This is a genomic window from Geoglobus acetivorans, from assembly GCF_000789255.1.
In the GTDB taxonomy this organism is placed as follows: domain Archaea; phylum Halobacteriota; class Archaeoglobi; order Archaeoglobales; family Archaeoglobaceae; genus Geoglobus; species Geoglobus acetivorans_B.
Genome location: NZ_CP009552.1, coordinates 867,087 through 888,629, shown reverse-complemented (window position 1 = coordinate 888,629; position 21,543 = coordinate 867,087). Strand labels below are relative to the sequence as shown.

Genomic DNA, 21,543 nt, shown 5'->3' with positions numbered 1-21,543 from the left:
TTTTTGATGCTGAAATAATGGGGATTAAAAAAGGCAATTAGAGTCTTTCATCTCTCAGATCGATTATCTGTTCGAGAGATGGGCCGGTTGAAATGAGTGTAACCGGAACGCCCGTGTCATCCTCAACCCTTTCAACAAACTCCTTTGCCTTTGGCGTAAGTTTTCCCCACTCTGTCACTCCATAGCACTCCTTGTCGAGCCTGTCAATTCCGGTTATGGCTATCTGCGTCGCTCCGTTGATCATGGCCGAGTATCTCGCAAGCTCCGGGTCCCACCAGCCGACCCTTCTTCTCCTTCCCGTGACTGTTCCGTACTCAACTATCCCAAGGCTTTCTGCCTCTTCCTGGCTCATCTCTGTGGGGAATGGACCTGAACCGACCCTCGTCGGGAATGTTTTGAAAACGACAATCACATCGTCTATTTTCGTTGGTCCAACTCCAACGTCTGCAGCGATTGATGATGCCGAAACGTCCTTGGATGTTACGTAGGGGTAGGTTCCGTAGTAAAGGCTGAGCGCAAAACCCTGTGAACCCTCTATCAGGACGAACTCTCCGCTGTCAATCGTCTCATTTACCTCGAGGGGGACATCGGTAAGGAATGGCTGGAGTTCCACAACGTCCTTCGCAAGCCTGGCGACCCTCATAACCCTGTCTGCGTTTGCCGGACCACATCCGCTTCCTGTACTTCCTATTTTGCCTGCAAGGTGTTCCGAGCTTTTGTCGGATTCAATGTGCTTTGGCTCGATGATTGCACACCTGTAATCGATCCTTGCCCGCTCCTCTACATTAAGCATTTTAACCTCGTTCAGAAAAACTTCTGGATTGACGAGAACTCCCGCTCCGATCAGGAGCTTCGCATCACCGTAAACGAAGCCAGAAGGAATCATTCGGATACCGAACGACTTTCCATCGAATTCCACTGTATGCCCTGCATTTGGCCCTACGCCGCCTCTTGCAATTATTTTCGGCTTATCTGAGTGTGCAATGTGCGCTATTATCTTTCCCTTTCCTTCGTCACCCCAGAATCCACCAACGACAATTGTAGCAGACATTGAATTCCACCCTCCCTTTTTTCGCAGGCATATTATTTAAAATTTGACATAGTCATAATGAACTTATCAAAATCTTTAAAAAAAGCGTCCATGACGTTGGGTCAATGAAATTAAGAGGGCGAGCCTGGAAGTTCGGAGATGATATTTCGACTGATCACATCACTCCCGGCCGGTACTATCATTTGAGGAGCAACATGCCGGAGCTTGCCAAGCATGTTATGGAGGATGCTGATCCTGAATTTCCGGCAAAGATGAAGCCTGGAGACTTTATAGTTGCCGGAAAGAATTTTGGAATGGGCAGCAGCAGGGAACATGCTCCTCTCGCAATCAAAATTGCGGGAATTTCTGCAGTAATTGCCAAATCCTTTGCGAGAATATTTTACAGGAATGCCATAAATGTTGGTCTCCCTGTGCTGATTGCCGATACTGACCAGATTGACTCGGAGGACGAGCTTGAGATTGATCTCTCGACAGGTGTTATCAGAAACCTGACAAAGGGTACTGAAATTCAGGCCAAACCACTTCCGGAAATCATGATACGGATTCTGGACGAAGGGGGGCTCGTGGATTATGTCAGGAAATACGGTGATATCATAGTATGATGGGTGAGATGAGATGTCCTATCTGCAACAATCAGGCGTATTTTTTAAATACCCCTGATGGTATATACTGTGCGATCTGCAACAGCAGAATACGCCCCAGGATGTGAGCGTGCCGCCGTAGCTCAGCTGGTCAGAGCGGGTGACTCGTAATCACCAGGCCGCGGGTTCGAATCCCGCCGGCGGCTCTGGTTCTTTTTCTGTTTCGTCGGCAAAACAGGTCATAGACAACGTCATTCTCCTGATCGGGATGTCCAGCAAGGTCAGGAAGTGTTTGAAATCCATGCAGAGGAGATTGGTGCGGTTTTCTGAATGGTGTACAAACTCCTGCAATCAGAATGCTGAGGGGAGAAAAACGGCACTGAATCTGGATGAAACTCTCTGAGGTGATATTGCGAAAGCACTTACGGGTTGGGAGCTTGCAGGAGGTTAACCCAACTCCAAACATTTTTAATCTATTTTTGCCATATCACACAGCATGGTAAAACTAGACATTAAGACCATTAAAGGATATAAATATGTCTATATCAAAGATAGGGTGAAGGTTAACGATAAAAACCTGCCTGTCACCATATACGTTGGCAGACTGGAAAAAATAACCTCAGAGCAGTTCATCAGAAAACTGGGCGAATTCCAGTTATTAAGGTTAAAGACCTTCACGGACTTCTGGCTGAAAAAGAAACGTTCGTATCTCGATGATAGAAAAGCACTCAGTTTAGAGGCTCTTCACTACAGCTACGGGCTCTTTGGAGAACACTATCCAGACGAGCTGAAGAGATACGAGCAATCTGTTTTCGCAAGATATGTGCAGGGAACGACAGCAATTGAAGGCAACACAATAACCCTCAGGCAGGCTGAAGAGTTGCTCGAGCACGACATAACGCCTGCTGGCAAGTCAGTCAGAGAGGTTTATGAGATTTTGAACTTCAGGAAGCTGAGGGGGTTCTTGGAAGAATATGAGGGGGACGTATCCGAGAGACTCATTAAAAAGATGCACTCTATAATCATGGAAAATTTGCTCGAATCTCCTGGAGAATACAGGAAAATTCAGGTTCTGATAGAGAAAGCAGAGCATGAACCTCCACCAGCTTTTGAAGTTCCAGAGCTCATGAGGGAGCTTGTGGAGTGGTATAGAAAAAACAGACGGTCAATGCACCCATTTGAGCTTGCCGTACTGCTTCACACGAAGTTCGTAACCATACATCCCTTCGTGGATGGTAACGGCAGGGTTGCCAGGGCGTTGATGAACTTCGTGCTGGAGAGAAATGGTTATCCAACCCTCTACCTCGGCTTGGAAAACAGGGAGGGTTATCTGGATGCCGTGGCAGAGGGAAATAAGGAGAATTACCAGCCGATAATCGATTTCATGTATGGTGTTTACATCAACCAGCACAGAACAATTTTGAACGAAATTTATGGCAAAATCAGGAAGGGAGAGATTGAGGCTTTTCCAGAGATGGATGAATTGCTCAAGCAATTCATGAAGTTGAAGCTTAAGGGCTAACTTTTCTTTTTAATTTCTCAATCAAACTAAGACCTCTCAACAAGATAAACTCCCAGAACTATGAGAATTCCACCAAGAACGGTGAACAGCCCGATGTCCTCTCCGAGGGCGAAATACGCCATTACCGCTGTGAAGAGGGGTATCAGATACACGAAGACCGCAACCTTCGTTGCCTCCATGACCGAGAGGGCTGAATACCACACAACATAGCCAAAAACCGAGCAGAGCAGAGCCAGGAATGCGATGGATATCCAGGTCATCGTGGAAAATGTGGCCGGACTGGCAATGCCCTCAACATACGCAAAGGGCAGGAGCAGAACTGCCCCTATGGCGAATGCATAGACCGTGAGGGTTTCCGGGTTGTATCTCTCAAGCAGCCTCTTCCCTCCGAGGGTGTACAATGCCCACAGAAATCCGTCGAAAATCATCAGCAGGTCTCCCTTCAGGGTTTCTGCATGCAGGAATTCCAGATTGCCCTTTGATGCCGTAAGCACAACGCCTGCAAATGCAAGGATCAGCGCAACGAACTTCCTGCCCGTGAGTTTCTCTCCAACGGTAAACGAGAGAACTGAAACAAATATTGCGGACGTGTTGATCAGGATGGACGAGTTGGTTGCGGTTGTGTAAACGAGAGCGAGAAACTGCACGGCGTAAAGCAGTGTAACGCCAGTCAGGGCGAGGAAAACCAGTCCCGGAAGATCCTGCTTTGAGACAGGGACGATCCTGCCTGACATCTTCAGTATCATGTAAAGCACCGGAGCTGCGATCAGGAACCTGTAAAGTGCGAGGTTGAATGGACCAACCTCTCCGAGACTTATCTTGACGAAGATGAATGAGGCAGCCCAGACCACAGCAGTTCCGAGCAGGGCCAGCACGTACTTTCTCTCTGAATTCACCGGGAAAGGTGTTGCCTGCGTTTTTCAATTTTGCGGGATACAGAGTGGCACGACCTTCCAGTTTTGAATTGTATCACCTGACTCCGAAAGCTACTTAACATCATTTTGAATATATATTCACATGATTGTGGCAATACCAACTGATGACGGGAAGAGGATTTCTGCCCACTTTGGAAGGGCGAGGTATATCTACATCACCGATGGAAAGAATGCAAAGCTGGCTGAAAACCCTCACAGGGGGCATGCAGGCAGGCATGAGAAACACAGGGGAAAACACGAGCTTGCAAATCTTCTCACGAGAGAGGGTGTTGAGGTGGTTTATGCGCTCCACGTTGGGGAGGGGATGCGCAGAAATCTGGGAGAGGCGGGCATAAAAATAGAAACTGTTAAAGAGATGGATATCGAGAAACTACTGCATGGACACAGTTGAGATTCTGAAGGACCTGATAGAGATTGACACTCGAAACCCACCCGGCAATACAGAGGGGGCTGTGGAATACCTTCAAAACCTTTTTTCGAGTTACAGCACGAGGATTTACGGTAAGGATGGGAAGCTCAACATTGTGGTTGAGGTATCGAAAGGAGACCCCGAATTCCTGTTCACGTCTCATCTGGACACCGTTCCTTCGGATGACTCGCTCTTAAAGCCAGTCGTTGAGGATGGAAGGGTCTACGGACGGGGAAGCTGCGATGCGAAGGGATGTGTTGCTTCAATAATCTCTGCATTTCTGGGTCATGAGCCCGAATCTGGAGTTAAACTGGCCTTTACAGCCGACGAGGAGATCGGAGGGAAGCTTGGCCTGGGAGAGGTGATGAAACACGAAGAGCCTGACTTCGTAATCGTTGGCGAACCTTTCGGCTCTGACAGAATCGGCATAGCTCAGGCTGCAGTGGTTGCTCTAAAAATCGTGGTTCACGGAGAGAGTGGACACACTGCAATGGCTGATGTTAAGAAGGGTGCCGTTTACAGAGCATCGGAAATCATAACCGAAACAGTAGACCGGTTCGAAAAGATCAGAGGAAACAGGGAAAAGTTTTTTGACGAAATTTCCAGAATCGGCCTTGAAGTGGAGTTCAGAGGTAGTGGAGATGCGGTTTTCAACCCCTCTGTTGTGAGGGCAGGTATAAAGCGAAACGTCGTTCCAGATCGATGTGAAATTGATGCAGATATCAGGGTGGCTCCATGGATTGACGTGAGCAGGCTTAGAGATGAATTTCAGTATGAAGGCACGGACTTTTTTGTAACGGGCTTCCTCAGGCCCTTCGGATACATGCTCGATGGAGTAAACCCCGACCTTGACAGACAGCTTGTAAACATGATAAGCAGTGCGATCAGACAGGAGGGGATGGTTCCCAGGGCAGTTGTAACTCTTGGTGTTGGAGACATCAGGCACGTGAGAAATAGGGGCATTCCAGCGTTTTATCTCGGTCCGAGGGGTGAAAATCTCCACTCTGATGGCGAGTTTGTGTATATCGACGAGCTGTACACCGCATCGAGAATATACAGAAACATCGCTAATCCTTCAGGAAAATAATGTTCCCTCTGCCTTTTTTGACTTTCTCCACGATACCCCTGCGTTCAAGGTCTGCAAGCATCAGGCTGATTTTCGCATCACTGTAACCCGTTTTTTTCTTCAGCTCTTTCTGGGTAATTCTCCCTCCGGCCTGCCTGATTATTTCCACGATTTCGCCGAGGTCTTCTGGCAGACTTTCCTGCGGGACCAGCTCATGCACTTCCTCAGAGGCTCTCCTTTTGAGCACGTATGCTCCGGCAAACAGCACAGCAATCAGCAGCACCCCGCCAATCCAGTAATAGCCAGAATTTGATTGAATCCTGCCATCTTCCACATTGAATTCAAGATTTAACTCCTCGCTCATGTTTCTGTCCAGCTCTTCAACCAGCGGGTATGCAAGGATATCTATCCTGTATGTCCCGTTTTGCTCCACAACGACAGTTTCGTTGGCATACAGTGTTATGTCGTCATAGTGGTAAACTTCGATTGAATAGATTCCCGGTGAGACCTCGAACATGTAATTGCCGTCCTCACTGACGATTCTCTGCTGGGGTGTGGTGTTTATCGTGATTATTACGTTTTTCAGGGGTTCAAAGGTCTCCCATGAGAAGACAGTCCCCTGTATTTTAGCTCCGCTTGCTGTTGATGTGATCAGCAGCAGTGCAAGGATCACCAGGATTTTCTTCACAAGAGTCTTTTGCTGGATCGTATTATAAAAAATTTTCAAAAGAATGAGTTAAAACTCAAAGCTCTCTCCCGGTTTCAGCACCACTACGCTAACACCCTCAATCCTGTCTTCAACGGTCTTTTTGAACACTTCGGGATCGGTCTCTATGACCGGAAACGTGTTGTAGTGCATGGGTATGGCGTATCTGGGCTTGACAAGCTCAACAGCTTTGACGGCCTCTCTTATCCCCATCGTGTACCATCCGCCGATCGGCACAAGCATAACCTCTGGCTCATAAAGCTCGCCGATGAGCTGCATGTCCATGAAAACATCCGTGTCTCCACAGTGGTAAACCTTCTGACCGTCCATCTCGACCACAAACCCTGCGGGATCGCCGGCAGGTATAAGCTCCCCATCCTCCTCAACATCTGCGGAGTGGAATGCCTTGACCATCGTGGCAGCTACTCCGGAAAGTTTTGCGGTTCCGCCGATGTTCATACCCACAGCCTCCACGCCCTTGGCGGAGAGTATCCTTGAAAGCTCATGGATTCCAACCACCGGACAGTCATTGTTTCTGGCGATCTCAACGGCATCTCCCAGGTGGTCCCCATGACCGTGGGTTACCAGGATTATGTCTGCGTTCACCTCATTTGGCTTCACAGGGGCAAGCGGGTTTCCGGTTAGGAATGGGTCTATCAGCACCTTCCTGCTACCCTCAAGCATGAAACAGGCATGCCCGTACCAGGTTATTTTCAACAGCACCACCTCCTGAATTTGTGCCTTTGAATGATATTCAACAGGGACTTATTATGCTTTACTCCTGCACAACTGACCGGGGCTCGCTGGTGGCACACCTTCGTTAATTACCAAAAAAATTTATTTAGTTCTCACCATAATGATAATAAGAGGTGGACGAATGACAAGGAAAAAGGTCATGATCGTTGAGGATGACGATGCGGTTCTTGAGGTTCTCAAAGTGATGCTTTCAAAGGGTAACTGCCAGATTCTCGTGGCAAAGAACGGTCAGGAGGCCATTGACCTCTACAGGTTTGCAAAGCCAGACCTGGTTTTGATGGATATTGAGCTTCCTGTCATTGACGGTATAACTGCAACGAAGGAAATCAAAAAGCTCGATCCAAATGCCAAAATAATCGGTGTTACTGCCTATTCGAGGTCAAAGGGCAAACATCTGATTGAGGCGGGGGCGCTCGACATAATTGACAAACCATTCACCAAAAAAAAGATATTTCAAATTCTTGAAAGGTACACCTCAGTCTGTTAGTATTTTCTTCACCTTCTCAATTCCTGCCTCAAGCAGCTCCTTTGCCTTCTTTTCGTCCTTCGCCTCGGCGAAAATCCTTGCTATCGGCTCCGTGCCAGATGGTCTGATCAGCAGCCACCCGTCCTCGAAATCTATCCTTGCACCGTCGGTGAAATTGGCATCTTCAAACTCCGCTCTCAGACCTTCAAGCAGCCTTTTCTTATCCCTGCACTCGACCTTTGTTTTCAGGGTAACGTAGTGCGGTATGTCCTTTACGAGCTCCGACAGCGGTTTGTTCTCCTCCGCCATCAGCTCGAGAACCTTTGCAAGGCTCATCCCTCCATCTCTTGCAAGCAGATGCTCAGGGAAAATAAGCCCTCCGTTCCCTTCTCCGCCAAACACGGCGTTTTTCTCCTTCATCACCTTTGCAACAACGGGTGAACCGACAGCAGTGTATATCACCTCTCCTCCCGCCTCTCTAACTGCATCCTCGACGCATCTCGATGTGCTTACAGGCGTAACCACGACCCCACCGTTGTGCATTTCAACATAGTATTTCGCCATCAGGGCCAGCATGACGTCCTCGCTGACGAAGTTTCCCTTCTCATCGACAAACGTGGCCCTGTCAGCATCACCATCGTGTGCAACCCCGAGGTCGGCCTTCACTGCTTTAACAACATCCTTAAGCTCGGACACGTTTTCTTCTACCGGCTCTGATGCCCTTGCGGGGAATCTGCCGTCCGGGTAGCAGTTGATGGTGTATGTTCTGCAGTTCAGCCTTCTTGCAATTTCCGGGCTTGTAAATGATGCGGCACCGTTTCCGCAGTCTATGACAACCCTGTACTCCCTTTCGGCGATGATATCGGTATTCACCCTGTTCAGTATGCCGGCAACGTAAATCCTGTTTGCGTCGTCTGAAAAAACACTACCCACCTCGTTCCAGGCGGCTCTTCTGAACTTCTTGCTCAGAAGCACTCTTTCTGCTTCAGCATCTTCCTCTCTGCTGAACTCCGTTCCATCCCCACTTACGAATTTGATTCCGTTGTATTCTCGCGGGTTGTGACTTGCGGTAACGATAACTCCCGCTTTGGCATCCGTGCTTTTCACGTAATACTGAAGAGAGGGTGTTGGAGCCACCCCGACGTCAACAGCGTCACCTCCGGCAGACATTATCCCTGCGAGAACAGCTGACTTCAGCATTGGGGATGAGATCCTTGCATCCATGCCCACGGCGATAATGCCCTCTCTCAGAGATGCTATCGTTCTTCCGAGATCAAGAGCGAGTTCTGCCGTAAGCTCTTCATTTGCAATACCCCTGACACCGTTCGTGCCGAAAAGAGAGCGCTCCATATTTTTAATTGAATCAGGGAATATATAATCTGTTCGGAAAATACGGCAGCTTTTCAACTTTCTCCCATCACAATCTTGATGGGCTGGTTCTTCCTCAATTTTCGCCGGCAATTAAACTAATGGCTCAAAAAAGGAGTGTTGCCCGCTCTGTGGAATCCCCATCATCCTCTCAGGGGACGCATGGCCGGCGGGCAGATTATCTCTGTTCAGCGAAGTATATATAGTCTTCTGATGGTTGCGTCCCTTTCATAATCTTAAAGTTTTAATATTGCCCGGCTTTCCTTGGCGTATGAAATACAAAGTTGCCGTGCTCGGAGCGACCGGAATGGTCGGGCAGAAGTTCATTCAGCTCCTCGAAAACCATCCCTGGTTTGAGATTTCAGCACTGATGGCGAGTGAGAGGAGGGTCGGGAAGGCTTACGGAGACGAGGTGGAGTGGCTCGTCTCCTCAGATGTGCCTGAAAACGTAAGGGATATGGAAATGCTGCCAATGGATCCCAGGAATGTTGATGCTGACATCGTTTTTTCCGCACTCCCCGCAAATATTGCGAGAGAGGTGGAACCCAAATTCGTTCAGGAGGGTTTTGCTGTAGCGAGCAACGCTTCTGCCTTCAGAATGGAGGAGGACGTTCCTCTGGTTATTCCTGAGGTAAATGCCGAGCATCTCGGCCTGATTGAAGTGCAGAAAAGGAACAGGGGCTGGGACGGGTTCATTGTAACGAATCCCAACTGCACGACCATCATGCTTGTTCTGACACTGAAACCGCTTGTGGACCTCGGGCTTGCTAAGGTAAACGTTGCCACGATGCAGGCGCTTAGCGGGGCCGGTTATCCCGGAGTGCCGTCTATGTCAGTTATCGATAACGTTCTGCCCTTCATCAGGGGTGAGGAGGACAAGGTTGAGACCGAACCGCTCAAACTGCTTGGAAAGTTTACGGGCAGCGGTATCGATTTTGCCAGCATAAGTGTTTCAGCCTCATGTCACAGGGTTCCGGTCATAGACGGGCACCTTGAGGCAGTTTTTGCCGAGTTTGGCAGAACTATTGAAGTAGAAGAAGTTATAGAGGCGTTCAAAGGCTTTAAGCCTATTGAAGGATTGCCCACGTCTCCGGAAGAGGTTATCGTGGTGAGGGATGAACCTGACAGACCTCAGCCGAGACTTGACAGGGATGCAGGAAACGGCATGAGCGTCGTTGTCGGCAGGGTGAGGAAGGATGGTGACAGCGGGATCAAATATCTTGTTCTCGGACACAACACTGTCAGGGGTGCTGCTGGAGCGAGCATACTGAATGCTGAGTTGATGGTAAAAGAAAAGTTAATATAGTGGTAGGTTTTTCGGGATAAAAACAAGGAGGTAGATGGGAATGGCAGAAAACGCTGTGTTTGTAGGAAACAAGCCTGTAATGAACTATGTTCTGGCAGTTCTGACCCAGTTCAACGGCGGTGCAAAGGAAGTCGTTGTTAAGGCAAGGGGAAGAGCAATCAGCAGGGCTGTCGATGTTGCAGAGATCGTCAGGAAGAGATTCCTTCCCGATGTTGAGGTTAAGGATATCAAGATCTCAACCGAGAAGGTTGAGAGCGAGCAGGGCGAGGCAAACGTCTCTGCTATTGAGATTGTTCTCGGTAAGAAGGACTAATTCCATTTATTTTATCTTCTTTTTGCCCAATTCTGCTTTTCAAAAAGTTTTTAACTTCAGGCCGGGATTTCTGATTGATGATTGAGGAGTATCCGACTCTGGATGACATTGATTATTCAGGCAGGAGCGTCCTCGTTAGGGTTGATATCAACGCACCCATCGTCGAGGGAGAAATTCTGGACACGACAAGATTTAGAGCCCATGTTCCCACGATAAGAGAGCTTGAGGATTGCAGGGTTGTTCTGCTGGCCCATCAGTCGAGACCCGGAAAGAAGGATTTCACAACGCTTAAAAAACACGCTGAAATCTTTTCAAGGCTGCTTAACCGGGAAGTAGAGTACGTTGATGAGGTCTTTTCGGAATGCGCTGTAAAGAGGATTCTGGAAATGGATGCCGGCGATATACTCCTGCTTGAGAATGTCAGGTTTTACTCCGAGGAGGAGCTGAAAAAAACACCCGAAGAGCATGCCAGCTCGTATATTGTATCAAAACTCTACAGGTATTTTGATTTCTATGTCAATGATGCTTTTTCTGCATCCCACAGAGGTCATGCGAGTCTTGTGGGATTTCCCGTCGTTCTGCCCTCTGTAATAGGCAGGCTGGTGGAGAAGGAGGTCAGAGCCTTATCGAATGCGCTCGGCAGTGAGGGTGAGAAGGCTTTCGTCCTCGGCGGAGCGAAAATAAGCGATTCCGTTAACGTCATGAAAAACGTTCTTGAGAAGGGGATTGCTGAAAGGGTCTATCTCACAGGTGTTGTTGCAAATTACTTCCTCATGCTCATGGGATACGACCTCGGAGAGAAAAACATCAGGATCGTGGAGGATAACAAAGAGGGCATTGACGACTCGGAAATGAAGAAGCTGCTGAAGAGCTATGAGGACAGGATAGTCCTTCCCGTGGATTTTGGCTGTGAAATCGGTGGGGAGAGGGTTGATATTTCCGTGGAGGAATTCTTCAGGATGGATGACAAACCGCCCATAAAGGATATTGGGAGAGAGACGGTGGAGATGTTTTCAAAGGAAATTGAGAGCTATGACATTGCCGTGATAAATGGCCCCGCCGGAGTTTTTGAAGAAGAGGAATTTGCCTACGGGACGTTTGAGATTCTCAGAGCAGTATCAAGGGCTGGATTTTCAGTGGTGGGTGGAGGACACATTTCATCTGCGGCAAGACTTGCGGGACTTGAGGACAAGGTGAGCCACATCTCCACGGGAGGTGGGGCGAGCATAAGGTTCCTGAGCGGGGAAAAGCTGGTCGCTCTGGAAACCATCAGAAAGTACTGGAATGAGAAGTGGAGTCAATCCCACCGTCTGTAATCTACCTGCACACCGAGAATCTCCGCAACCCTCGAAGCAAAATGGTCAACAATGTCCTCTATTTTTTCCGGCCTGATGTAGAATGCCGGTACGGGGGGCATGACTATTCCTCCCGCCTCCGTAACCCTCACCATTGCCCTCAGGTGATTTATGTGGAGTGGGGTTTCTCTAACTGCCAGAACGAGTTTTCTCCTCTCCTTCAGGGTTACATCTGCGGCCCTCGTTATGAGGTTGTCCGCCATCCCGTAGGCAATTGATGAAAGCGTTTTGATGCTGCAGGGTACGATTGCCATGCCGTCGTGCCTGAAGGATCCACTTGCAATCCCTGCGGCTATGTCGTCTTCAGAATACACGAAATCGGCCAGTTTCTCAATCTGGCTCAGGGAAACTTCAAGCTCATGTTCTGCCGTGATTCTCGCAGCAGAGGAGATCACAAGATGGATTTCGGCATGGTCCCTTAAAATTTCGAGAAGCCTGACTCCAAAAATCTGGCCTGATGCACCTGTCATTGCAACTATGAATCTCATAACCCCAGCCTCGTCAGCTCCTTTGCATGTGCCTTCATTATGTCACTCCTGGTTATTATTCCCAGCAGCCTGCCCGCATCGTCCACAACCATCAGCCTTCCGATGTCCTTTGCGATTAAAAGCTTGAGGGCTTTTTCAAGGTTCTCATCAGGCTTAACTGCGAGGGGGTTGCGGGTCATGATGTCCTCCACCTTTATGTTCTTCTTCATCTCATCGGAAACCCTGTTGATATCGCTGAGCGTTATAACGCCTATGAGCTTTCCCTCATCGACAACCGGGAACCCCAGATGGCCTGTGAGCTGTATAAGCTGCAGCACATCATCGACGGAATTGTTCGGCGAAACGGTTATCAGGTTTTCTGAACTCATGGCCTCCCTCACGGTGAGGTTCTCCAGAACGTCCTTAATCATTTCCCTTCTGTGGGCCGGACTGTCGGCTCTCGTATCAACCTGCTCGCTGTAAATGCTGTAGTTTCCTGAGAGCAGGTATGAAATGGCCGAGGCAGTCATTATTGCCGGAAGAAGCTCATATCCCCCACTCATTTCGAGAACCATTATGATGCTTGCTATAGGCGTCTTTGCGATGGCGGAGATGAATGCGCCCATTCCCACAAGTACGAAGGCTCCTATGGGAAGGGAACAGTCCGGCAGTATGGACTGGGCGAGGAAACCCGTCAGTGCACCCACCATGCTGCCGATTACTATCGATGGGGCGAAGACACCTCCACTTCCTCCGCTGCCCACGGTAAACGAGGTGGCGAGTATTTTTCCAAAAAGAAGTGAGAGCGCCATGATCACCGTCAGTTTTCCGTCTATTGCGAGCTGAACGTAGCCGTAGCTCATGCCCATGGCCGGAGGAATGAGGTAGATTATCGCTCCGGTGAGCAGGCCTCCAGCCACAGGCTTCATCCAGCTTTTCATTTTCAGATTTTTGAATATGTTGTGAACGGAGTAAAAGGTCTTGATGTAGACTATACCCACAATGGCGGAAAGAAGGCCGGTCAGTGCGAAAAACGGAACTTCTTCAAAGCCTGTAAGTGCAAAGGAGGGCGTGGCAAAGATGCTTGTTGGCATCGAATGCCTCATTGAGTACAGAAAGCCAACGAACACGGTGTAGGAAATTATCGAAGAGAGAAATGCATATATCAGACCCTCTGTTTCGGTATCCCTCCTGTAAAGCACTTCAACGGCAAAAAGCGCCCCTCCAAGGGGAGATCTGAAAATTGCACCTATACCTCCCGCAACACCGGAGATCAGCAGGATTCTCCTTTCCCTGTCGCTTAGGTCGAAAAATGTGGAAAGTACTGAGCCAAAACCGGCGCCTATCTGCGCGATGGGCCCTTCCCTTCCTGCGCTCCCTCCTGTGCCTATGGTGAATGCAGTTGCCAGTGCCTTGACAAATGGAACTCTTGCCCTGATCACACCCCTCTCTCTGTGGAACGCTTTTATCACCGCATCAGTCCCGTGACCCTCTGCTTCCGGTGCAAAGGTGTAAACGATGTATCCGCTCAGCAGACCTCCAATGGCCGGAAGGATGTAATACGGGATTCTGATGCCGGAAAAGCTGAACGAAAACATTTCGGGTTCGCCTGCCGGTGTAGGGAGTGTAAGGTTGCCGAGAGACCCTACGAAGAATGCGTTGGTCATGTCTATTAACAGATACAGCGCAATGGCTCCCAATCCTGACACGATCCCCGTGAGAACGACGAGAAACAGGAAATGACCTTTTGAGTAGGATATTCTCACGTTTGGGCCTTATGTGGGGTGTTGTGTAAAAATTTTTTCATTTTTCCTTTCACCTGAGCTGGAGGTACATGTCGAACTCATGCTCCGGATTGACTATTCTGAATCCGAATTTCTTGTAGACGTGGACGGCCCTGTGGTTGTCCCTCTCCGTTACAAGCATTATTCCGTCGAAACCCATTCTCTTTGCGTAGTCTATTATCTGCCCGAGGAGGGCCTGCCCTATCCCTCTGTCCTGGTAGTCCTGGTGGACGAATATTGACAGGTCCACCTTTTTCCAGTCTGCTGTTGGGACAATAACACAGTGTCCGATCAGCTTTCCTCCAAGCTCCGCAACAATTGCGAATCCATTTTCTGCAAGGTAGTCTATCCAGTTCTCAATGGCTATTCTCGTAGACGGCGGGAGTCCGAGACATCTGTTGTCCGGGGAAAAGCTCTCGTACATGCTGATCAGCCTTTCCCTGTCCTCTTCATGGTGGTACTGTCTGATGGTGACCTCGTCCCCTTTCCTGTCCCTGAAAGTAACTGGCTTGAATTCCAGGAACTGCCTTTTCACTTCTGAAGACATCATTTGCATTAATTTACGCAGCAGAAGTATTTATTATTTACTCGAAATTATTAATAGTGTTATTACAAAACAGATATATAAACCACACCTTCTCCCGCTCCTGAAATTATTTTATAGCCGAGCATTTCAGCAACTCCCGTGAGGTTAAAGCATCTGTTCGTGGAGTTCCTGAGGAGCAGGGGGATAGAATGCATATCAACAAACTCCAGAAAGGTGCTGGGTGAAGACCCGATTGCATACATTGCCAGAAATTTTGTTTCGGGAAAGTTTAGAATTTTTGAGGGTCAGGGAAGGTTCTCTTTTGATCTTGATGGGAACAGGGTCGATGCCTGCAGGTATGTTGCTTGGAAGAGCCGTGAGGGGATTAGCAGGGAGGAGATAGAGGACAGACTGGGAGATTTTCCATATCTGGTTGTTGATTGCTCTCTTGCCGGAATGCACAGCGAGAAGGAGCTGAGGAGCCTCAAAAAGCAGGTTAACTGGACCTTGAGAGTGGTGAGGGAATTCATGTGGGATGAGAGGTATGTTGTGGCGGGAATGGATACAGGCACTTCCGCACAGCATTACCCTTCTGTTGAGGATTTTCTTGACCAAATCAGACCGGAGAGGGTAATACTGCTCGATCCAGGTGCAGATGAAGAGTTTGGTGGGGAAAAAGCGGACTGCTACATCATAGGGGGAATTGTTGACAAAACCGGTAACAAGAGGGGCACCACAGCGCTGATATATGAAAGACTCATGGAAAAAGGATATTCTGTTGAGAGGAGGAAGATACTTCTCAGGGGTGATGTGATAGGCGTTCCGGACAGAATAAACCACATCGCCGAAATTGTGCTGAGAGCCGTGATAGATGGGACGAGTGTTGAGGAGGCAATCTTATCCGTTCAGAGCAGAAAAATTGCCAGATGGAGGCTTAGAAAGGAGATTGTGCGAAACTCTGAGAAGATAAAGAGAACCGGCAGGTCTTTCAGAGCTATCAGAAAGTCCTTCTTTGAGGATGTGAAACTCTGGCTGAACGTTGAGCTGGAGGATTTTTACAGATGTGCATCGGATATGGGAATAATCGTGGTTGATGAAGATTTCAATCCAGCAAAAATTTTTAATGTATGTGGCTGAGATTTAGCCTTATGGACGAGATTGAGAAAATCCGGCAGAAGAGAATGATGGAACTCATGCAAAAGATCGGTGATAAGGACGATCAGCCTGTTCAGAATGCTGTTGATCACCCGATAAAGGTGGATGCATCAAATTTTGATGAGATTCTGAAAAAATATGCCAATGTTGTGGTTGATTTCTGGGCGGAGTGGTGCATGCCGTGCAGAATGATATCTCCGATTGTCGAACAGCTGGCGAAGGAGTATGCCGGCAGGGTTGTATTTGCAAAGCTGAACACCGACGAGAATCCGATGATCGCCAGCAGGTATGGGATCACAGGAATTCCGACTCTGATCTTCTTCAAGGATGGCAGACCTGTTGACAAGGTTGTTGGAGCACTTCCGAAAGCCGAGCTGAAGAGATGGGTGGATAGAAACGTCTGAACTTTCCAAATTTTTAACAAAAATGTTTTTGTATTCTCCATCAAACTCTGCCTGATGATAGCAAGAGAGGTTGAATTTGAGGGCCATCTTATAGATTCCAACATACTGCCAAAGGTTCTTGACCTGATTCTCGACCTTGACGGTGAATTTGAGATAACAGAATTCAGGATTGGAAAAAGGAAAGAGGATACCAGCTACGCCAGGCTCATCGTTTTTGGGAGGGATGAGAACCATCTGGATGAGCTTCTGAAGGAACTTCACAAACTCGGTGCGAGGGTTGCCGATGCTGAGGATGCCGAATTTGCTGAGGCCCCCGATGACAGGGTGCTTCCCGATGGATTCTACGTAACCACAAACAATCCCACCTTCGTAAGGCTGAACGGCGAATGGATTGAGGTGGAGGACATTGGAATGGACAGAGTCATTGTTGTGGATCCTGAAAGAAAAAGTGCTTGCTGCAGGTTCCTCAATGAGATAAAGCGAGGAGACCTCGTTCTGGTTGGCGAGAAGGGTGTCAAGATAATCCCTCCAGAGAGACCGAGAAAGTCGACAACATTTGAGTTCATGGGCGGGCACGTCTCGACTGAAAGACCAACTCCAAACGTGATAAAGGCGATAGCGAATGAAATCGTTAATTTGAAGAGGAACGGAGGTAAAATAGCTGTTGTTGCAGGGCCTGCGGTGGATCACACGGGTGCGAGGGATGCTCTGGCCGGAATGATCAGGGACGGGTATGTTGACGTCCTGCTCTCCGGAAACGCTCTTGCTGTTCATGATATGGAGATTTCCATATTCGGCACGTCTCTCGGAATGGACATAAGGACGGGAAGGCCCGTGCCCGGTGGAAACAGGCATCACATTCACACCATCAGCAAAATCATTGCTGCAGGAGGTATAAAGCAGGCTGTTGAGAAGGGCATTGTAAGGGATGGCATAATGTATGAATGTGTCAGAAACAACGTCCCCTTCATTCTTGCTGGTTCGATAAGGGATGACGGACCTTTACCTGAGGTTATAACCGATACAATGGAGGCAAAGAAGGCCATGAAGAACGCTCTCAAGGGTGTGAATATGGTGATAATGCTGGCATCGATGCTTCACAGCATAGCGGTTGGAAATCTCCTTCCCTCGGTTGTGAAAACCATCTGTGTGGATTCAAATCCATCCACTGTTACAAAGCTGGTTGACAGAGGAAGTCATCAGGCCATCGGAATCGTAACCGACGTTGGGCTGTTCTTACCTGAGCTGTATGAGAACATAAAGGAGCTGGAAAAAGAGGGTTGAAATTTGATTACTTTATTATTTCGTTATTATTAGCTCCCTCACTGATTTGTTGATGGCTATTTCTCCAATGCTCTTGATCCGCCTGGATATGTCTATGAGCGGATACATTATTGTCGGGTTTTCCCTGCCCTCTTTGATGCTTGCAAGCAGGTCGTTCTCTATTCCATCGGCAATGTCAATGGCGTCATTCGCCGCTTCGGTGCTCGATTTCATGTACGAGTCCATGACCTTCCTGAACACGTCCTCAATTCTTGAGAGGATCTCGAGATACTGTTTCGAATCTTCTGAAAAGTTGTCGAGCGAGTAAAGGGCATCAGAGAAATCATACAGTGAATCGGATATCTCCTCAAGGGTCTTGGCCACAATTCTCATTCCGAGTATATTTCTTGTCTCGCTCCACTTTGACGGGGACATCAGGTCCCTTATAACCCTGTTTTCAAGTCTGACGGCCAGCATGTACAGTCTGTCGCTGTCCTCCTCGAGCTTCTGGATCTCTTTCAGACCCTCCCTGTCATCGATATTGATGCTGTCTATTATGCTGTCTATTATGCCGAGAACGATCTGGGACATTCTTTTAAGCACACCTATTATGTCAAATTCTGCTGTGGTCAGACTCCTGAGCACAATCGAATTTTCCTGAGCATCAATTACCTCAAATCCTATTATCTCATGCACGATCCCGCTGATCCTGCTCACGAGCTTGGGGGAGAGCATCTTGTCCCTGATCTCTATTTCGTCCAGCCCCTGTATGTACAGCGCGATGATGAAGCGCCTCAAAAATCTCTCATCATAAGCGGGCAGCTTCTCAATAATGGCCTTTACAACCTTGCTCTCCTCAGAATACTTTTTTGGCATTATTTTGATTACATCCTCATCAATGTCGAGAATTATGTCGTCGCCCTGGTCGAGATTGTTTTTCTTAATCCAGTTCTTCGGCAGGCTAACCATGAAACTTGATCCGCCAATGAGCTGAAGTTTGCGCACTTCCACATTAATATGCATATAAAGAGGTTAAAATATTTTACCGTTGGCACAAAAATTTTCAGGAAGAATACGTAGGGTCGTCCTCATAGCCAAGGGACAGATCCTGAATCATCTTGGTTACAAGGCCGAGCAGAATTCTGTCGTCCGAGAGAATTTCCCTGATTATCATCAGGGACGTTGCTTCCTTCAGCTCCTGGCTTTTCAGCCTTTCGAGATGCTCCACGAGCTTTACCGCAAGCTTGTAAATTTCTGCAAGCCTGGCATCATCTTCAGTTTCAAACTCCTCTTCGTCAATTTCTATCTCAATTATTTCTTCAAACTCATCCATTGAATGTGTTTTGTCGGAAGGTTATTTAAATACTTGTTGGGGCCATGAAAAGAAAAGTAAAGTGGGGTTTATCTCATGTCGACATCCTTGCCCTCATCCGCATCCTTCACGAAGTTGATAACATGCGTTTCTGGATATGCACCAACGAACTGAACAACATTGCCCTTATCGAGGTTTCTGATGACCGTGTGCGGTACACCCATAACGCTCCATCTGTCAGCCAGCGATGGAAATTCGAGGCTTTCAATCATAACACCCTCTATGTTTTCACTTATCATCGCAAACTGGTGAGCCACGAGCACGGCTTTTGGACAGTACGGGCAGCTCGGGGTTACGTAAACCTCAATCAGAAGTTTGCTGTTTACGTCCTTCAGCGCCTCCCTTGTTTCCGGAGACACCTCAAGTTCACCGGACGAGATGAACATGATGTCCTTGATGAGCGTTGTGAACTCATATCCCGACGGAATCCCGATGAACTTTATCCTCGACCCCAGCCTGCTGTCACTGTCTGTTATGACGATTGTTGGTGTGTGCTCGACACCCATCGTCTTTGCATCCTCGCTTTTTATGTCATGGACCTCCAGCAGTATCTTATCCGATAGCGCTGATACTTCCTCAAGGAGCTGTCTGGTCTCTTTGCAGTATATGCAGTGTTCATCCTCACTGGAGAACAGAATCAGCCTGACATCGTTTTTCAGGGCGTTTTCAAACTCCCTTTTCAGATATTCCTTATCTTCATTTTTCAGCAATCCCATTGTGTATCACCCTATTTCGAAATTCGAATTGGAAATATAATACCCTGCCGCTTTTGTGGGCCGGTGCATAATTGACTCAGAAGGTTTTTAATATTCGTTCGCTGTTTGAATCTGTGATGGACACGATAATCTGGGTTGAGAAATACAGGCCGAAGACCCTCGATGAAGTTGTCGGTCAGGATGAGGTGATTCAGCGTCTTAAGGGTTATGTTCACAAGAAAAACATTCCGCATCTGCTTTTCGCAGGCCCTCCGGGCACAGGAAAAACGGCAACGTCCATAGCCCTTGCGAGAGACCTTTTCGGTGATGTGTGGCAGGACAACTTCATCGAGATGAATGCGAGTGATGAAAGAGGAATTGATGTTGTCAGGCACAAGATAAAGGAATTCGCAAGAACCGCACCGATTTCGGCTCCATTCAAAATCATATTTCTGGATGAGGCGGATGCCTTAACAGCTGACGCTCAGGCTGCCCTCAGAAGAACAATGGAGATGTACTCAAAAACATGCAGGTTTATCCTCAGCTGCAACTACATCAGCAGGATTATCGAGCCCATCCAGAGCAGGTGTGCAGTCTTCAAGTTCAGGCCGGTTCCCACTGAGGCAATGAGGAAACGGTTACTCGAGATATGTGAGGAGGAGAGAATAGACATCGATGATGAGGCCATTGAGGCGTTGATCTACGTATCTGGAGGGGATTTCAGAAAGGCGATTAACGCTCTGCAGGGAGCTTCGGCGCTGGGTGAAAGGGTTACAGCTGATCTGATTTACCAGATAACCGCTACAGCACGACCGGAAGAGCTGAAAAATCTTATTGAGACCGCTTTAAAGGGTGACTTTCTTTCTGCAAGGGATTACCTTGACAGGCTAATGATCGAATACGGGATGAGTGGTGAGGACATAGTCTCCCAGATGTACAGGGAAATAATCTCTTCAGGCTTTGACGAGTCCCTGAAGGTTGTTCTCGTGGAAAAGCTTGGTGAGATCGATTTCAGACTGACGGAAGGAGCACACGAGAGAATCCAGCTCAACTCATTTCTGGCGTTTTTAACCCTGGTTGGTAAGAAGAGAGCAAAGCAGGGTTGATTTTAATTTCATTTCCGTTATTCAGATTCGAACAACCATTTTTTGAGTAAAATATATATTGATGATGCAACTCCAGCAATAACTGTCATGAAGGCGAAGGAAATTATGAACCCGGATGTGATCTATGAAGAACTGCCCTCAACAAGGGAAAGTGTCCTCGAACTCTTTAAAAAATACGGTATTTCAGCCGTACCTGTGCTCAAGGACGGAAAGCTTGCCGGAATTGTTACACGGAAGGACATCCTGAGAAAAATAGATGAGGATCAGCTTGCTCTGTTAATGACTCCTGATCCGACATACATCTCACCTGATGTTGATGTTAAGGAGGTTATACGCATCCTGAATACCACACATTTCCGGAGGTTGCCGGTGGTCGATGGTGACGAGCTTGTCGGAATCATCACGGTCAGAGATATTGTCAAGGTTCTGGCCGAAAAGAATGTGGAGATACCGATCAAGGAATACATAAGGAACTCAACAACGTCTGTCTGGGAAGAGACCCCTCTGAATGTCGCTGGAGAAATGATGAGGATTGCCAATGCGGAGGCGTGCCCTGTACTCGACAGCGACGCGAGGGTTGTTGGTATTGTAGATGAAAAAATTCTGCTCACCGAGTCTCTGATTGAGGACTTCATAGAATCGAGGGAGTATGCATCTTCAAGTGATAGCGACGATACCTGGGCCTGGGAGGGCATAAGGGATTACTCGGTCAAGTACTTTGAGGTCAGTGTTCTGAAGCTCCCTAAGGAACCTGTAAAGAAGTTCATGAAAACGCCTGTATTTGCGAATCCACAAACCAGCGTATCAAAGGTTGCAAAAGAGATGATCGGTAACGATCTGGACTACCTGCCGGTTCTCGATTTCAACGAAAGGTTTGTCGGAATGATTTCCGACAAGGACCTGCTGGGAGTGTTTGAGCAGGTTGAAATATAACTCC

24 protein-coding genes and 1 tRNA gene are annotated in these 21,543 nt (G+C 48.1%); 14 read left to right on the top strand and 11 right to left on the bottom strand.

The window, feature by feature from the left end; genetic code table 11:
• Positions 1-37: 37 nt before the first annotated feature.
• Entirely contained in the window at positions 38-1,051 is a 1,014-nt protein-coding gene (locus GACE_RS05275; protein ID WP_048091785.1) for an adenylosuccinate synthetase, read from the bottom strand.
• A 104-nt stretch (positions 1,052-1,155) separates the two neighbouring features.
• Here GACE_RS05275 and GACE_RS05270 point away from each other — a divergent pair, with 104 nt between their 5' ends.
• The 3 genes from GACE_RS05270 to GACE_RS11215 all read left to right on the top strand — a co-directional run bounded on the left by GACE_RS05270 (position 1,156) and on the right by GACE_RS11215 (position 3,154).
• Positions 1,156-1,653 (top strand): LeuD/DmdB family oxidoreductase small subunit, encoded by a 498-nt coding sequence (locus GACE_RS05270; protein WP_048091783.1) that lies wholly within the window; start codon positions 1,156-1,158, stop codon positions 1,651-1,653.
• A 111-nt stretch (positions 1,654-1,764) separates the two neighbouring features.
• Positions 1,765-1,838, top strand: a tRNA-Thr gene (locus tag GACE_RS05265).
• A gap of 290 nt (positions 1,839-2,128) precedes the next feature.
• Positions 2,129-3,154, top strand: coding sequence for a Fic family protein (locus GACE_RS11215; protein WP_052400229.1), 1,026 nt, complete (start codon positions 2,129-2,131; stop codon positions 3,152-3,154).
• Between the two features lie 26 nt (positions 3,155-3,180).
• Here GACE_RS11215 and GACE_RS05250 read toward each other — a convergent pair whose 3' ends face one another.
• Complete coding sequence (locus GACE_RS05250; RefSeq protein ID WP_048091780.1) at positions 3,181-4,050, bottom strand: DMT family transporter; 870 nt, start codon at positions 4,048-4,050, stop codon at positions 3,181-3,183.
• A gap of 121 nt (positions 4,051-4,171) precedes the next feature.
• Here GACE_RS05250 and GACE_RS05245 point away from each other — a divergent pair, with 121 nt between their 5' ends.
• Positions 4,172-4,480: a NifB/NifX family molybdenum-iron cluster-binding protein gene (locus GACE_RS05245; RefSeq protein WP_048091778.1), complete on the top strand. Its 309-nt coding sequence runs from the start codon at positions 4,172-4,174 to the stop codon at positions 4,478-4,480.
• Positions 4,467-5,585, top strand: coding sequence for a M20 family metallopeptidase (locus GACE_RS05240; RefSeq protein ID WP_048091776.1), 1,119 nt, complete (start codon positions 4,467-4,469; stop codon positions 5,583-5,585). Before GACE_RS05245 ends, GACE_RS05240 begins: the two co-directional genes overlap by 14 nt.
• On the opposite strand, the gene GACE_RS05235 is transcribed toward GACE_RS05240, so the two are convergent.
• Together GACE_RS05235 and GACE_RS05230 are read right to left on the bottom strand one after the other, a co-directional pair.
• Positions 5,566-6,252: a helix-turn-helix transcriptional regulator gene (locus GACE_RS05235; protein WP_048091773.1), complete on the bottom strand. Its 687-nt coding sequence runs from the start codon at positions 6,250-6,252 to the stop codon at positions 5,566-5,568. The two genes, GACE_RS05240 and GACE_RS05235, sit on opposite strands and share 20 nt — an antisense overlap.
• A gap of 48 nt (positions 6,253-6,300) precedes the next feature.
• Positions 6,301-6,987, bottom strand: coding sequence for a metal-dependent hydrolase (locus GACE_RS05230; protein ID WP_048093685.1), 687 nt, complete (start codon positions 6,985-6,987; stop codon positions 6,301-6,303).
• A 160-nt stretch (positions 6,988-7,147) separates the two neighbouring features.
• Between GACE_RS05230 and GACE_RS05225 the strand changes: the two genes are divergently transcribed.
• A complete protein-coding gene (locus tag GACE_RS05225; protein WP_048093683.1) occupies positions 7,148-7,513 on the top strand; it encodes a response regulator in 366 nt (121 codons plus the stop codon).
• Here the strand turns inward: GACE_RS05225 and glmM are convergent.
• Entirely contained in the window at positions 7,502-8,842 is a 1,341-nt protein-coding gene (gene glmM, locus GACE_RS05220) for a phosphoglucosamine mutase (RefSeq protein ID WP_048091772.1), read from the bottom strand. The genes GACE_RS05225 and glmM overlap by 12 nt on opposite strands.
• A gap of 289 nt (positions 8,843-9,131) precedes the next feature.
• On the opposite strand from glmM, the gene asd reads away from it, so the two are divergent.
• The 3 genes from asd to GACE_RS05205 all read left to right on the top strand — a co-directional run bounded on the left by asd (position 9,132) and on the right by GACE_RS05205 (position 11,795).
• Positions 9,132-10,166: an aspartate-semialdehyde dehydrogenase gene (asd, locus tag GACE_RS05215; RefSeq protein WP_048091771.1), complete on the top strand. Its 1,035-nt coding sequence runs from the start codon at positions 9,132-9,134 to the stop codon at positions 10,164-10,166.
• Between the two features lie 40 nt (positions 10,167-10,206).
• Positions 10,207-10,479, top strand: coding sequence for a DNA-binding protein Alba (gene albA / locus GACE_RS05210; RefSeq protein WP_048093681.1), 273 nt, complete (start codon positions 10,207-10,209; stop codon positions 10,477-10,479).
• Between the two features lie 77 nt (positions 10,480-10,556).
• Positions 10,557-11,795, top strand: coding sequence for a phosphoglycerate kinase (locus GACE_RS05205; RefSeq protein ID WP_048091770.1), 1,239 nt, complete (start codon positions 10,557-10,559; stop codon positions 11,793-11,795).
• Here GACE_RS05205 and GACE_RS05200 read toward each other — a convergent pair.
• From GACE_RS05200 to GACE_RS05190, 3 genes are read right to left on the bottom strand one after another with little or no spacing between them, the layout of a single operon-like run.
• Entirely contained in the window at positions 11,777-12,322 is a 546-nt protein-coding gene (locus GACE_RS05200; protein WP_048091769.1) for a UbiX family flavin prenyltransferase, read from the bottom strand. The genes GACE_RS05205 and GACE_RS05200 overlap by 19 nt on opposite strands.
• The gene (locus GACE_RS05195) at positions 12,319-14,067 is read right to left on the bottom strand and encodes a chloride channel protein (RefSeq protein WP_048091767.1); all 1,749 of its coding nucleotides are present in this window, start codon (positions 14,065-14,067) and stop codon (positions 12,319-12,321) included. Before GACE_RS05195 ends, GACE_RS05200 begins: the two co-directional genes overlap by 4 nt.
• A 49-nt stretch (positions 14,068-14,116) precedes the next feature.
• Entirely contained in the window at positions 14,117-14,635 is a 519-nt protein-coding gene (locus GACE_RS05190; protein WP_048091765.1) for a GNAT family N-acetyltransferase, read from the bottom strand.
• Between the two features lie 135 nt (positions 14,636-14,770).
• On the opposite strand from GACE_RS05190, the gene GACE_RS05185 reads away from it, so the two are divergent.
• From GACE_RS05185 to GACE_RS05175, 3 genes are read left to right on the top strand one after another with little or no spacing between them, the layout of a single operon-like run.
• Positions 14,771-15,748, top strand: coding sequence for a hypothetical protein (locus GACE_RS05185; RefSeq protein ID WP_048091763.1), 978 nt, complete (start codon positions 14,771-14,773; stop codon positions 15,746-15,748).
• A gap of 11 nt (positions 15,749-15,759) precedes the next feature.
• Positions 15,760-16,170: a thioredoxin gene (trxA, locus tag GACE_RS05180; RefSeq protein ID WP_048091761.1), complete on the top strand. Its 411-nt coding sequence runs from the start codon at positions 15,760-15,762 to the stop codon at positions 16,168-16,170.
• A 54-nt stretch (positions 16,171-16,224) separates the two neighbouring features.
• On the top strand, positions 16,225-17,454 hold the full coding sequence (locus tag GACE_RS05175) for an ornithine cyclodeaminase (RefSeq protein ID WP_048091759.1): 1,230 nt from the start codon (positions 16,225-16,227) through the stop codon (positions 17,452-17,454).
• A gap of 15 nt (positions 17,455-17,469) precedes the next feature.
• Here GACE_RS05175 and GACE_RS05170 read toward each other — a convergent pair whose 3' ends face one another.
• The 3 genes from GACE_RS05170 to pdo all read right to left on the bottom strand — a co-directional run bounded on the left by GACE_RS05170 (position 17,470) and on the right by pdo (position 19,521).
• Positions 17,470-18,444, bottom strand: coding sequence for an AbrB/MazE/SpoVT family DNA-binding domain-containing protein (locus GACE_RS05170; RefSeq protein WP_048091757.1), 975 nt, complete (start codon positions 18,442-18,444; stop codon positions 17,470-17,472).
• A 52-nt stretch (positions 18,445-18,496) separates the two neighbouring features.
• Positions 18,497-18,766 (bottom strand): hypothetical protein, encoded by a 270-nt coding sequence (locus tag GACE_RS05165; RefSeq protein WP_048091755.1) that lies wholly within the window; start codon positions 18,764-18,766, stop codon positions 18,497-18,499.
• 68 nt (positions 18,767-18,834) lie between these two features.
• On the bottom strand, positions 18,835-19,521 hold the full coding sequence (gene pdo / locus GACE_RS05160) for a protein disulfide oxidoreductase (RefSeq protein ID WP_048091753.1): 687 nt from the start codon (positions 19,519-19,521) through the stop codon (positions 18,835-18,837).
• A gap of 116 nt (positions 19,522-19,637) precedes the next feature.
• Here pdo and GACE_RS05155 point away from each other — a divergent pair, with 116 nt between their 5' ends.
• A complete protein-coding gene (locus GACE_RS05155) occupies positions 19,638-20,606 on the top strand; it encodes a replication factor C small subunit (RefSeq protein ID WP_048091752.1) in 969 nt (322 codons plus the stop codon).
• An 87-nt stretch (positions 20,607-20,693) separates the two neighbouring features.
• Positions 20,694-21,539: a CBS domain-containing protein gene (locus GACE_RS05150; RefSeq protein WP_048093679.1), complete on the top strand. Its 846-nt coding sequence runs from the start codon at positions 20,694-20,696 to the stop codon at positions 21,537-21,539.
• The last annotated feature ends 4 nt before the right edge of the window (positions 21,540-21,543 follow it).